The organism is Loigolactobacillus coryniformis subsp. coryniformis KCTC 3167 = DSM 20001, assembly GCF_002706425.1.
In the GTDB taxonomy this organism is placed as follows: domain Bacteria; phylum Bacillota; class Bacilli; order Lactobacillales; family Lactobacillaceae; genus Loigolactobacillus; species Loigolactobacillus coryniformis.
The window spans coordinates 1590983-1604310 of the sequence record NZ_CP017713.1 but is presented as its reverse complement, the minus strand read 5'-3'; the positions used below and the strand labels follow the sequence as shown (position 1 = coordinate 1604310).

At 44.1% G+C, this 13328-nt stretch carries 10 protein-coding genes; 6 read left to right on the top strand and 4 right to left on the bottom strand.

Annotated features, from left to right (window positions below; translation table 11 throughout):
* Positions 1-111 precede the first annotated feature (111 nt).
* A complete protein-coding gene (gene mvaD / locus LC20001_RS07845; RefSeq protein ID WP_010011193.1) occupies positions 112-1086 on the bottom strand; it encodes a diphosphomevalonate decarboxylase in 975 nt (324 codons plus the stop codon).
* Positions 1079-2050: a mevalonate kinase gene (mvk, locus tag LC20001_RS07840; RefSeq protein ID WP_010011194.1), complete on the bottom strand. Its 972-nt coding sequence runs from the start codon at positions 2048-2050 to the stop codon at positions 1079-1081. Before mvk ends, mvaD begins: the two co-directional genes overlap by 8 nt.
* Positions 2051-2368: 318 nt before the next feature.
* Between mvk and LC20001_RS07835 the strand changes: the two genes are divergently transcribed.
* The 6 genes from LC20001_RS07835 (at position 2369) to nth (ending at position 10246) form a co-directional block, all read left to right on the top strand.
* On the top strand, positions 2369-5182 hold the full coding sequence (locus LC20001_RS07835; RefSeq protein WP_244901102.1) for a helicase C-terminal domain-containing protein: 2814 nt from the start codon (positions 2369-2371) through the stop codon (positions 5180-5182).
* Between the two features lie 333 nt (positions 5183-5515).
* Complete coding sequence (locus LC20001_RS07830) at positions 5516-5995, top strand: cell wall elongation regulator TseB-like domain-containing protein (protein WP_003678006.1); 480 nt, start codon at positions 5516-5518, stop codon at positions 5993-5995.
* A gap of 18 nt (positions 5996-6013) precedes the next feature.
* The gene (locus LC20001_RS07825; RefSeq protein WP_010011197.1) at positions 6014-7210 is read left to right on the top strand and encodes a pyridoxal phosphate-dependent aminotransferase; all 1197 of its coding nucleotides are present in this window, start codon (positions 6014-6016) and stop codon (positions 7208-7210) included.
* Positions 7211-7277: 67 nt separating this feature from the next.
* Complete coding sequence (gene asnS / locus LC20001_RS07820; RefSeq protein WP_010011198.1) at positions 7278-8576, top strand: asparagine--tRNA ligase; 1299 nt, start codon at positions 7278-7280, stop codon at positions 8574-8576.
* Between the two features lie 101 nt (positions 8577-8677).
* Positions 8678-9388: a DnaD domain protein gene (locus tag LC20001_RS07815; RefSeq protein WP_225358945.1), complete on the top strand. Its 711-nt coding sequence runs from the start codon at positions 8678-8680 to the stop codon at positions 9386-9388.
* A gap of 207 nt (positions 9389-9595) precedes the next feature.
* A complete protein-coding gene (gene nth / locus LC20001_RS07810; RefSeq protein WP_010011200.1) occupies positions 9596-10246 on the top strand; it encodes an endonuclease III in 651 nt (216 codons plus the stop codon).
* Positions 10247-10314: 68 nt separating this feature from the next.
* On the opposite strand, the gene LC20001_RS07805 is transcribed toward nth, so the two are convergent.
* Complete coding sequence (locus LC20001_RS07805; protein ID WP_010011201.1) at positions 10315-12672, bottom strand: PBP1A family penicillin-binding protein; 2358 nt, start codon at positions 12670-12672, stop codon at positions 10315-10317.
* Positions 12662-13306: a Holliday junction resolvase RecU gene (recU, locus tag LC20001_RS07800; RefSeq protein WP_010011203.1), complete on the bottom strand. Its 645-nt coding sequence runs from the start codon at positions 13304-13306 to the stop codon at positions 12662-12664. The genes LC20001_RS07805 and recU overlap by 11 nt, the downstream gene beginning before the upstream one ends.
* Positions 13307-13328: the final 22 nt, after the last annotated feature.

Genomic DNA, 13328 nt, shown 5'->3' with positions numbered 1-13328 from the left:
GATTTTTGCCACAAGAATGGTCAACGTCCGAAACATCGAAGATTTTCGGTACGAAAATCAACTGCTCCTGTGAAGTAGTAGCTGGGCGCCTTATGTCACACTCGCTTTTGTTTAAATGTACGTGACCCCAGGGCCAGGCTTAGCCACCAATAAGTGATCGGCGGGAAAGTGCTGCTGGAGTTGCGCGAGGATCGCGGGCGTCTCCTTGGCCGAACAGATGACTTTCACGTTCGGACCCGCATCCATAGTATAATAACAAGAAACCCCATTATTGCGCAAGTTCTGCACTAATTCAATAGCGGTCAAAGTTTCTGATTCAAAATAAGTGAAAGGTGGGTTGGCACTAAGCGTGGTGGCGTGCATTTTCATTGCGTTAGCTTCAGCTAATTGTCCGATTAAATTTAAATCTTTTTTAAGAATTGCGGCTTTCATGGCGATCAGATCTTGTTCCGCAGTCGGTGGCCAGGCCGCATAATAAGGTGACGTGGCCACGACTTGCGCCATCCCGGCACGACTAGCGACTTTTTTCGGCCGTGGATCCAATAAGATGGCGATCATTTGAATATCGAAATCAATTTTTTCTTGAAAAGGGACCGCCTGTGAATCTAGATCATCGTGGCCTTTTTGCCATTCAACAAAGCCCCCATAAATGGAGCGCGTCGCTGAGCCAGAGCCGCGGCGGGCCAAACGGGACAATTCAGGCAAGCTTAATTCTAAGCCAGCAGCTTTACTGGCGGCAGCCGCTAAGGCAGCAAAGCCAGACGCTGACGAAGCCAACCCTGCAGCCATAGGCACATGATTGGTTGAATCGACCTGGGCAAAGGCGGTCAGGCCAGCACGTTGGCGGACTAAGTCAAGGAAGGTGTGAACCCGTTGGCCGGCAGCTGTGCTCAGCAATTGACCGTCGATCTTGATTTGGTCGTGGGTCAATTCAGGTAAAAATTGCACGGTCGTATCCGTGTAAAATGGTTCTAAAGTCAGCGATAGGCTGCTATTTTGTGGAATGATCAAATCGGCATCGAGTTTGCCCCAATACTTGATCAAGGCGATATTGGTATGTGCGCGGGCGGTGATTGCTTTATTCATGATCATACTCCTGATTAATAGTTTGATTAAGGTGCGCCAAGGGTTGGACCCAAGTTTGGGTGACACCTTCAGCAGCTAAGGCGGCTAATAGGCGGTCGGTATTGGCTTGGTCAGCGGTTAAGGCGATGATGCAGCCACCGCGGCCGCCGCCGGTTAATTTAGTGCCTAAGCTACCGTTGCGTTGGGCGACAAAAACCAAATGATCGATGGTTTCGTTACTAACGCCTAACGTTTGTAAAATCAATTGGGCGGTCGTGAAGTTTTGGCCCACTTGAGCGAGTTGTTGCGACGCGATCGCTTTACGGGTCGATAGCGCTAATTCAGCTAATTGATCCATAAAGACGCTGGTTTCTTGCGGAAAATCAGCCATTCGCTCACGCACGGTTCTTACGGCAGGGCCAGTTTGCCCGCGAATGCCGCTATCGGCGATCACTAAGTTGCCCTTTAAATTGATCGGCAGATTGTAGCTAGCGTGGCCTTTGACGAACCAAATGGGCGCCGTTGAACTGGTAGTGGCAGCGTCCATGCCACTAGGCGCACCATGGGTGACCGTCTCAGCAACATTAGCTAGTTCTAATAAGGTAGCGCGATTTAATTTTTTGTCAAAAAAATCGTATAAACTTCGGGTAACCGCCACTGCCGTCGCTGCAGAAGAGCCCATCCCCCGTTCTGCCGGGATCTGACTGGTGATGGTGAGTTTAAAGTTGGCTTGCTGCTGATTGAACCGTTCTAAAATGGTTTGAATCAACTTTTTGATTCCAGCAAAGCTGTTAATTGCTCTTGCTAACGGACCCGTATAATAATTACTTTCAATTAATTGGCCTTGTGCGATCGGGGTCGTAACGGCAGTTAATTTGACTGCGGTCAAGGGCACGACGATCGCTGGTTTACCATAAACGGCAGCGTGCTCCCCAATCAAAATAATTTTGGCGTTGCTCACACCGATACCTTGTTCTAATGTCATTGCGCCACTCTTTTCTATATTTTTAAGTATTATGCCGCTTGCGGCGATCACTATAGCTTTAGTGTTTCCGTGCTAGCTGATTGCGATTTTTAGCTTAGTGCTCATCAATAGTTTATACATTGTCGTGAATAAAGTAAATACTAGTTGTACAGAGATGAAATAGCTTACATAAAAATTTAAATGATCATACAGTCGTAGATTGCCGTAGCGGCCGGAAAATGCTACTATTTTTATTAGTTGTTTTAGCGGGCGTCTAGCGATAAATGCTAAAGGTGCGCCAAGGCTAATTCCTTAGTAAATTTAAAGAAAAGAGACCAGATGACGAGCATGAATAAAGACTCGATCTACGCCATCGTCGATTTAGAAACCACCGGAACCAGCGTTAAAGACGGGGATCGGATCATCCAGTTTGGCTGTGCCTTAGTCCAACATGGTAAAATGATCGATCAGATCGCGTTAGATATTAATCCTGAGCGTGAGGTGCCGGCAAATATTTTGCAGCTGACTCATCTGACGAATAAACGGTTAAAAGCAGCACCGTACTTTGAAGATGTGGCCGCGACGATCAGTCAGTTGTTACAGGATAAAGTTTTTGTTGCCCATAATGTTAATTTTGACTATCCATTTTTAGATGCTGAATTACAGCGTGTCGGTCAACCAGCACTGCAGTTAGCGGCAATTGATACGGTTGAGCTAGCGCAAATTTTATTGCCGACGGCGATCAGTTATCGCCTTAGTGATCTGACTCAGTTATTGGCGATCGAACACACCAATCCTCATCAGGCTGATAGTGATGCTGCCGTGACGGCACAATTATTTATTGCGTTGAGTCAGCGTTTGGCGAATTTGCCTTTAGTCACGCGACAAGCTTTGGCTAAATGTGCCACGCGCTCAGCCCGGGAAACCGGCGCGTATTTTGCCGTTCAAGCGCAGCCCAATGATCAGCCATTACCGGACTATTTATATGTCAGTCATGGGTTAGCTTTGCGCAAAAAGTCAGTTTCAACAACGCGTTTGACGACGGCCGAGAAAGAATACCCCGCGACTGATGCCGCCAAAAAGCATTATTTGCAGCCATTACTGAAGTGGCGCAAGACGCAAGGAAAAATGATGGACATGATCTACGCTAATTATGCGGCCGATCCGCAGCCGATGATCCTTGAAGCCGCCACCGGCTTAGGTAAGTCGTTGGGCTATTTATTGCCGTTTAGTTTTCGCCTGCAAGGGCAGCGGCAGTTAGTGGTCAGCACCTCAACAGCGGTTTTACAGACCCAATTTGTCCAGCAAACCGTTCCGTTGCTCAATCAATTACTCGATATTGATTTGCAAGCGGCAATCGTAAAAAGCCCACAACATTACATTGATCTGGCTAAGTTTAGTCAATCGTTGGCCGTTGCCGATAAAGTTAAGCAGATTCAACTGTTAAAAATGCAACTGCTAGTTTGGTTGACCATGACTAAAACTGGTGATTTTGCGGAACTGCATTTGACGACATATCATTCACCGCTATTTGCGGAGATCAGTCATCATAGTCATGAAGTAATCAGTAAAGATGATCCCTTTGCCGCTGATGATTTCTGGTTGGCGGCGCGTAAACAGCAGGCCAAGGCAGACGTGCTGGTAACAAATCACGCCTTTTTAAGTCAGCATGTCGCGGATGATCACTTTTTCCCTGCAGGAAGCTATTTAGTAGTTGATGAGGCCCAGCAATTTCCCGATGCGGCTTTAAAAGCTAGCAGTAAACAGATTATTGGTGGGGCGATCATGCAGTTGATCAAACGCCTACACAAATCCTTGATGGGAGTTGAAGGCCAACCATCATTAGCCGATTTGCTAGCGGACGATCCAGTAGCCCGTTACAATGTGATCTCACTGGATTATGGTTTAAATGAGTTTAGTCAGTTATTATTGCAGTTACAAAATCAATTACATGCTGATTTTATCTTTGAACAGATTCCGGCGGAGCAACGTAATGGCTATATTGAACGTTCACTAGATGAAGCCGAATTAGCTGATTGGGTTCAAGCTAATCAAGGTGCTGGACAAAAATTACGGCGCTTACTCAACGATTGTTTGTTACTAGCTGACAAATTAAGTCAGCGCCTATTAAATGAACAAGCTAGTTGGCTAGTTAGTGAGCAAAAGTTGTGGCTTGATTTTAACCAACAGATCCAGGAACTATTGCAGGTACGTACGTTGCTACGCGAGGTGTTTACACAGTTAGCACAACCTGATGGTGGACGATTAGTTTGGTTGACGTCTAAAGATTACGGTGATCCGGCTAGTTTGACTTTACAACTAAGCCAGTTGGATATTACACCGCTTGTCGAAACTATGTGTCAGCACTTTACTGCGCCAGTTTTCACTGGGGCGACGTTGACTGTTGCCCATAAATTTGACTATTTCAAGCAACAGATGGGATTAGCGGATGTTGCTGTAATTGAAAAGCGGTTTGCCAGTCCGTTTCGTTATAAACGACAGGCTGCCTTTTTCGTGGTCAACGATGGTCCGGCAATTCGTGGTGCTGCTGACCACGCTTATACTAATTATGTGGCGCGGGCGATTTATCAACTCACCCAAAACAATCAACGGCAAACTTTGGTTCTATTCAATTCCCTGCAGATGATCGCTGAAGTTTATCGGGCGTTGATGCAGACTGATTTACCGTTACACCGGGAGATTTTTGCCCAAGGGATGACTGGTAGTAAGGAACGGATCACCAAGCGATTTAGTTTAAGTCACCGCGGCATTCTTTTAGGTACTGGTAGTTTTTGGGAAGGCATCGATCTACCGAAGGAAGCTTTGGAACAATTGATCGTTGCGCGGCTACCGTTTGAAGCACCAGATGGTATTTTGACCAAGGCACGCTACCGTCAATTGACGGCGGCTAAGTTAAATCCCTTCTTCAAGGAGGCTTTACCTAAGGCAACTTTGCGTTTGCATCAAGGTTTTGGTCGTTTAATTCGTACCAGTGCTGATCGCGGTGTGATGATCGTATTGGATGATCGCATCGTCACCACCGCCTATGGCAAGCGGATGCTGAAAACCTTACCGGCATCACTACCTAAATCAACGGCTAGCTTAGTGGAAGTCGCAGCGACAACTGACGAATTTTTTGCAAGGAAAGTTTAAATTTTTCTAGCCAAATGTTATTGTAAAATCTGCTATAATAATTGTGCGTAGGTTTTATGGTCCAATTCGTTAAAAGAATAGTCACTGATCAAAGTCTGATCGTGAAGTAGAGCCATGTTTCTTGCGGTACGATCCTTGCCACAAGAATGGTCATCGTCCGTAACATCGAAACTTATTAGCGCTTTTCGCTAAATAAGTTACCTTGATTGTGAAGTAGAGCCATGTTTCTTGCGGTACGATCCTTGCCACAAGAATGGTCATCGTTCGTAACATCGAAACTTATTAGTGTTTTTTACTAATAAGTTACCTTGATCGTGAAGTAGAGGGGAAATCATGCGAAAACATTGGAAATCATATAGTTTAATTGGCGTGATTTTATTGATCATTGTCAGTGCGTTATTCATTTATCATGCCGCTAATAAGCCTGCAGTGACGGCACGGCGCGAAGCTGTTTCTTTAGCTGAGAAATATGCGCACGTCACGACGGTGGATGATTTTTATTGGTTTAATCGCAAACATAGTTATTTGACCGTGGCGGGACAAACCAAACAGCATAAAGCGGTATTTGTGATCATTGCCCAAAAGGGTGGCAAGATAACGGTGCTTGATCAAAGTGCAGGGATTTCCCGCAATACAGCCTTGAAACGCGTTTGGCGGACACAAGCACCAAAAAAGGTTTATAATGCAACCCTAGGACTTTATCACAATAAGCCAGTCTGGGAAGTTTCGTTTGCTGATGAAAATGGCAAACTTGGTTACCAAACGTTAGCTTTTAAGACTGGTAAATCAGTTAAGTTGATCAAAAATATATAGCTTCAGGAGAGTGGTCATATGGCATTATCGAAAAATGTAATGAAGGTGCAACCATCCGCAACACTGGCGATGTCGGCTAAGACTAAGGAAATGATCGCTAAGGGTGTTGATGTCATCAATTTATCGATTGGTGAACCTGATTTTGTTACACCAACGTATATTCAGGATGCAGCAATCGCAGCAATTCGTTCTGGCAAAACTAGTTTCTATACACCAGCTGGTGGCTTGCCAGAATTAAAAACAGCGATCAGTCAGCGGATTGAAGCTGAAACTGGTGTTCATTATGATAACAAACAGATTATCGCAACGACGGGGGCAAAGTTTGCGTTATATCTGATTTTTCAAGTTATCTTGAATCCTGGTGACGAAGTTTTATTGCCAGCACCATTTTGGGTCAGTTATGCTGAACAAGTTAATTTAGCCGGTGGTCGTCCGTTAGCCGTTAAAACGACTGGGGCGGGACATAAAGTAACGGTCGAGGATCTGGAAAAAGAATACTCGCCAAAAACACAGGCAGTTGTTTTGAACTCACCACAAAATCCTTCTGGTTTGATCTACACAGCGGCAGAATTGACCGCAATCGGTAATTGGGCGGTCTCACATGATGTTTTGCTAATCTCAGATGAGATCTACAGTAATTTAGTTTATAATGGAAATCAGTTTACTTCTGTCGTTAGTTTAAGTGATGCTATCCGCAAAAATACTTTATTGGTGACTGGTGTGTCGAAAACCTATGCGATGACTGGTTGGCGGATGGGTTATGTTTTGGGCGATGCGGCGATCATTAAGGCGATGACGACGGTTGCTAGCCACGCTACTGGTAATCCAACTGCGGTTAGCCAATACGCAACGATTGCGGCTTTGAGTGGTGAACAAACGGATGCTGAAACTATGCGTCAAGCTTTTGAAAAGCGTTTAAATTACTTATTCCCAAAGATTCAAAGTCTACCAGGATTTGAATTAGCGGATAAGCCGCAAGGAGCATTTTATTTGTTCCCGAATGTTAAGCGTGCGGTTGAGCTATGTGGCTATTCAACTACTGAAGATTTTGTGAATGCATTGTTAGAAGAAGCATACGTAGCAGTTGTGCCAGGGCGCGCCTTTGGTCAGCCTGATCATATTCGGATCAGCTACGCTAATGACTTAGATTCACTAGCAGAAGCTTATCAGCGTATTGCTGATTTCATTCAAACTAAAGGTAATATGGAAGCTTAAAAGCAGCAATAAGTGATTTTTACTTTAGTAAAAATAGCTAAATAAGTGAGATAGGGGAAATTTTTTAATGGTTCAACAAATTAATATCATTGATGCCAAAAATCATGTCGATGAAGAAGTCAAAATCGGTGCTTGGTTGACCGACAAACGTTCCAGCGGCAAAATTGCCTTTTTACAATTACGTGATGGGACGGCCTTTTTCCAAGGTGTTTTAGTTAAAAGTGCTGTCAGTGAGGAAATCTTCCAATTGGCTAAGCAAATGCATCAGGAAGCAAGTATGTGGGTGTACGGTACGATCCATCAAGATACACGTTCTAAGTTTGGTTATGAAATTGAGATCTCAAATCTAGAGCTTGTTGGTGAAAGTGAAGGTTATCCGATCACACCAAAGGAACATGGGATCGATTTTCTGTTAGACCATCGTCATTTATGGTTACGTTCACGGCGGCCTTTTGCCATCATGAAGATTCGTAACGAAGTGATCCGAGCTAGTTACGAATTCTTTAATGCGCGGGGCTTCATTAAAATGGATGCGCCAATTTTAACTGGCAGTGCGCCAGAAGGCACGACTGAATTATTCCACACTGAATATTTTGGGCGTGATGCATACCTATCACAAAGTGGACAGTTATACGCCGAAGCCGGTGCTTTAGCTTTTGACAAGGTCTTTACCTTCGGACCAACTTTCCGAGCTGAAGAATCGAAAACACGGCGCCATTTGATCGAATTCTGGATGCTAGAACCAGAAATGGCCTTTATGCATCAAGAAGAAAGTCTAAAGATTCAAGAAGAATATGTGGCTTACTTAGTTCAAAATGTATTGGATCACTGTGATTATGAATTGGATCTATTGGAACGAGATAAGGAAGTCTTAAAACGCTACACTAAATTACCTTACCAACGGATCAGTTACGATGATGCAGTTGCGATGTTACAAAAAAATAATTTTGACGTTGAATGGGGCGTTGACTTTGGTTCACCAGAAGAAACTTTCTTGGCTGACCAATTTGAGCAACCCGTGTTTGTTTTAAATTATCCGAAGAAGATCAAGCCGTTTTACATGAAACCACATCCAACCCGTGATGACGTGGTGATCTGTGCTGATTTATTGGCACCAGAAGGTTATGGTGAAATCATCGGTGGTAGTGAACGGGCAACAGACTATAATTATTTGTTGGAGCAGATCAAAAAAGCTGGGTTAGATCCAAAAGAATATAGTTGGTATCTAGATCTCCGTAAATATGGTAGTGTGCCGCATTCTGGTTTTGGTCTTGGCCTAGAACGGGCGTTGACTTGGATCTGTGGTGTTGATCACGTGCGGGAAACAATTCCGTTCCCACGTTTGTTAAACCGGATTTACCCATAAGCGCTATAAAAAGAGTGTCAGGCAAGTGGACGGCTAGTTGGGTTCAATTGCGGCACTCTTTTTATATTTAAGAAAAGGATGGCAATATGGACGATACCTTTATGCAGCAATTTATTAACGCGGGGCAGACAACTGTTTCCAGTCTGTTGCTGGCGCATTTTCATGAATTAGGCATCACCAATGATGAATTTTTGGTTTATTTAGAATTAAAGAGTTTCTATGACGCAGGGAACCATTTTCCAGATATGGCTACGATCGCTCAGCGACTGCGGCTTTCTAGTACTCAGGTTTATCAGATCATTCACCGCATGATCCAAAAGAAGATCTTGACGATCGATACGACTCAGGATAAACAGGGTCGTAGTCAGGATCAATACGATTTTGCGTTGATGTATCGCAAATTAGCGACTTATTTGAGTCAACAAAATCGGCAAGTTGTCGAACAAAAATCATCCGATCAGCGGCAAGCATTATTTGAGCAGATCGAAACCGAGTTTGGTCGGCCGCTATCACCGATTGAATACGAAACCATTGCGGCTTGGCTAGACCAAGATCATTATCAAGCAGATGTGATCGGGTTAGCATTGCGCGAAGCAGTTTTGAATCAAGCTTATAGTTTGAAATACATGGATCGTATTTTGTTAAGTTGGGAACGTAAACACTTGACCACTAAGCAACAGATCCAACGAGAACAGGAAAAGCGGCAACAACGTCAACCTAGTTCCGGTGCGGCAGCGCAATCATCCACTGAGGATATTCCGCAGATCCCGATGTATAATTGGGCGGAGCCTGACGATGATGAGAAGCAATAACTAAATGGCATTCTTGCGGTAAGTAGAAATATTGTTTAGCAAGTATACAAGTGGTGGGTGTTCATTTTTAAGCAGCGTTGGATTGCCCGTTGTCGATTGGACTAAGCAGAACAACGGCAAGCTCAGCATCGTCCAAAACCGCCAAATTAATTAGCGGTTTTGGCTGATTAATAGCCTGAATGGTGAAGTAGAAAGGAGTCACTGGGGATGTTATCAAAAAAGCAAACACAACAAGCGGTTGAAATTATGGGTAAGATGTTTCCTAACGCCCAGCCATCATTAGATGCACGAACACCATTCCAATATATGATCTCGGTAATGTTAAGTGCACAGGCAACGGATATTTCGGTCAATAAAGTGACCCCTAAATTATTCAGAGATTTTCCTGATCCACAAGCGATGGCGGCAGCTAGCGAAACTGCTTTACAGGCAGATATTCATAGTATTGGCTTGTATCGAAATAAAGCAAAACATATGAAGGCAGCCAGCCAAGCGCTGTTAGACGATTTTAACGGCGTTGTGCCATCGACTAGAGCGGAATTAATGCAATTACCTGGGGTCGGGCGCAAAACGGCTGACGTCGTTCTGGCGGACGCTTTTGGGATTCCGGCGTTTGCAGTCGATACCCATGTGACACGGGTGACGAAACGATTACGGATGGTCCCACAAAAAGCAACGGTGTTGGAAATTGAGCAACGGATGATGAAGTTATTACCGGAAGATCTATGGGTCACTGCCCATCATCGGATGATCTACTTTGGCCGTTATCATTGTTTAGCTCGGGCGCCTAAATGTGAACAGTGTCCGTTATTGAGTATGTGTGCTGATGGTCAACGGCGGTTAGGATTAAAAAAATAACTAAAAAAAAGTCTGACGTAGATTACGAAATTAATCGTAGCCGCGTCAGGCTTTTTTAGTTATTTGATTTAACTACCAGTATTGCTACTAGGTGTTTGTGTGTTCGAACTGTTGGTCGTATTCTGATTTGCGTTAGTATCTGTTGTTGCAGTATTAGCGTTTGATTGACCGTTATTGGTACTTTGACTAGCTGCTGAGCTACTACTTTGACTAACTTGACTTGATGATTGTTCAATTGCTGAGCTGGAAGCGCTGCTGACCGCTGAACTGAAACTGCTGCTAGCTAAGCTTGAACTACTGCTAGAAATACTTGAACTACTGGTTGACGTTTTACGTCTGCTAGAAGTAGTGCTGCTAGCTACAGTAGTCGGCTGTGTTCCCCGAACAAATAGTTCACGAGTGACCTGACTACTTGAAGCGCCACTAGCCGCCAACTGTGCTGGATTCGAGCCCTTAAGAATGTTGGCCGCAACCACGCTACTTGGCTTAGTCCAATTACCACCACTTGCGTTTGTTTCTGTATTTGCGTACTGCATTAACTCACGATAAATATTGGCGGCAACTTGTTGCTCGGTCGAAGTCAATCCATGTTGTTGCGGTTGATCATAACCAGTCCAGACTGAGATCGCGTAATCCTTTGAGTAACCAGTGAACCAAGAATCCTTAGCCATACTGCTGGAAATGCTAGTACTATTATTTAATTCATCATCGGAGTAATTAGTAGTCCCAGTTTTACCTGCTTGATGTAATCCGCTGATTTGTGCGCTTGTCCCAGTACCACTAGAGATAACATCTTTTAAAACATCAGTGATCATGTAGGCGGTGGAGGACTTCATAGCGCGTTTGCCTTGTGGATCAAAGGTTTCACTCGTTCCATCTGGCTTTTCCACCTTATTGATCAAATATGGCTTGTAGTAGGTGCCACCGTTGGCAAAAGCAGCGTAACCGGCAGCTTCTTGTAAACTAGAGACATCAGCACCGATCCCATTTTGTAACTCTAACGGTTTTGCGAATGTAATGCCCAAACCGTTGATAAATTGCGTGGCTTTAGTCAAGCCAACTTTATCTAAAGTACGGACTGCAGGAACGTTACGTGATTGCGCTAAAGCAGTTCGGAGTGAGATTCGACCCATGTACTCAAAGTCCCAATCATATAATTGGGTTGATGTACCGGCATAAGTGTACTTGGTATCCTCCATTTGTTGGTAAGTTGAATAATTCAAGTACTCAATTGCTGGACCGTAGTCAAGTAATGGCTTGATTGTCGAGCCACTACTACGACTAGTTTGAACCGCGCGGTTAAGTCCAAACTGAACGTTGCCCGTTTTACGACCACCGATCATCGCCGTGACTTTACCGGTTTTAACGTCGGTCATCGTAACCCCAGTTTGTAGTAGATCGTCTGGGAAACTAACGTAGTTATCCGTGTTAACAATATCGTAAAGTCGTTTTTGAACTTTCATGTTTAGGTTCGTATAGATCTTTAAGCCATCAGTATAAGGATTTAATCCAGTTTTCTTTTTAACTTCAGCGACAACCTGACTGATATAGGCATCAGTGACGTTATCAGTATCCGTATTGGTTTGCTTTTGTTGGTCGACTAAACCCTCGGTGATTGGTACTGCTGCAGCTTGTTTTGCTTGTTGACTAGTGATTTTTTTGTTGGTCACTATTGCCTGTAAAACAAGATCACGCCGTGCCTTAGCTGCTGCTGGGTTAGTGTAAGGATCGTAAGTGTTAGGCGCTTGCGGCATTCCAGCGATCAGCGCTAATTGGGCTAAGTCCAATTCTTTTAATGACTTGTTATAGTAATAATGAGCGGCGGTACCCATACCATAGACACCGTTAGCTAATGGCACTTTATTGACGTAAAACTCTAGGATCTGGTTCTTGGAGTAAGAGCGATCGACTTTGATTGCTAACCAAGCTTCTTGTGCCTTACGCCTTAAGGTCTGATCTGATTTTTTAGTGGAGAAGACAGCCAACTTCACTAATTGCTGTGTCAAAGTACTCCCGCCCTGTAACCCAGAATTACCAGTAAAATTAGAATAGGCAGCCCCCAGTATCCGGACAGGATCGATCCCAAAATTAGAATAGAAACGGCGGTCTTCGGTTGAGACGATTGCATCCTTTAAAGTTTGCGGAATTTCATTGCCAGAAGCATAACTCCGATTTTCGAGCCCTAAGGTGCGAATTTTGTTGCCAGAGCTATCGTAAATCACTGAAGAGGATTGACTAGAAAGCTGTGCTTGCGTCACCTTAGGGGCGCTCATTGCGTAGTAAGTGAATAAACCACCTCCGGCAACTAAGATAACTACAAATAGGGCTAATAGCCAGAGAAAAATGCGCCGAATCGGATGGCGCTTTTTTGGTTTCTTTGCTCCATTTTGATGTCGGGCAACGCGTGATTGATTATTATTGGCCATGATGATCTCCTTTTTCAATAGTTAACGTGGCAATGAATTGATCGATTGCCGTCAGATAAGGGATCCGTGGTTTTAAAGCGTAATGCACTTCAAAGCCATTGGTTTCGATATCAGTTAATAGAATAGATTTGCGGCCACCAGTGTTTTGTTGATCCCAATGTGCGATCAATGGTGAGGCCGGATAAACGAATAAACGATTTAAGCTAACAAAACGCATAATAACAAAACAGATCCCCGCTTGGCGCAAGCAATGGCGCATGTGTTCGATCTGGTGCTGATGAAAGTTTTTCAGCGGGAAGCTGGCTTTATTTTTAGTTTCCTTAGCTTCAAAGTCAAGATAATAGCCTCGGTACACACCATTATAGTCAGTAGTCGATGGTTGGCGAAAGTAAGCCTCTTTGATTACTGCGGCGCTACGTTTGGGATAATCAACTTTAACGATCTGTAATGGCAGCGGCTTTTTATAGACGACTGCAATATCGTGAGCACGATAAAATTGGTTACTTTCATTAATTTCCTCTTCTAATGACATGCCCCGGTTATCAAAGCGTGTTTGGCTGCGTGCCATTTGCTTTTTTGGCTGCGCTTTGGCATCATTGTGGTAGAGGTTGCCATTTGGATAATGCAACGGCATATGATCACACTCCTAAGCCTTT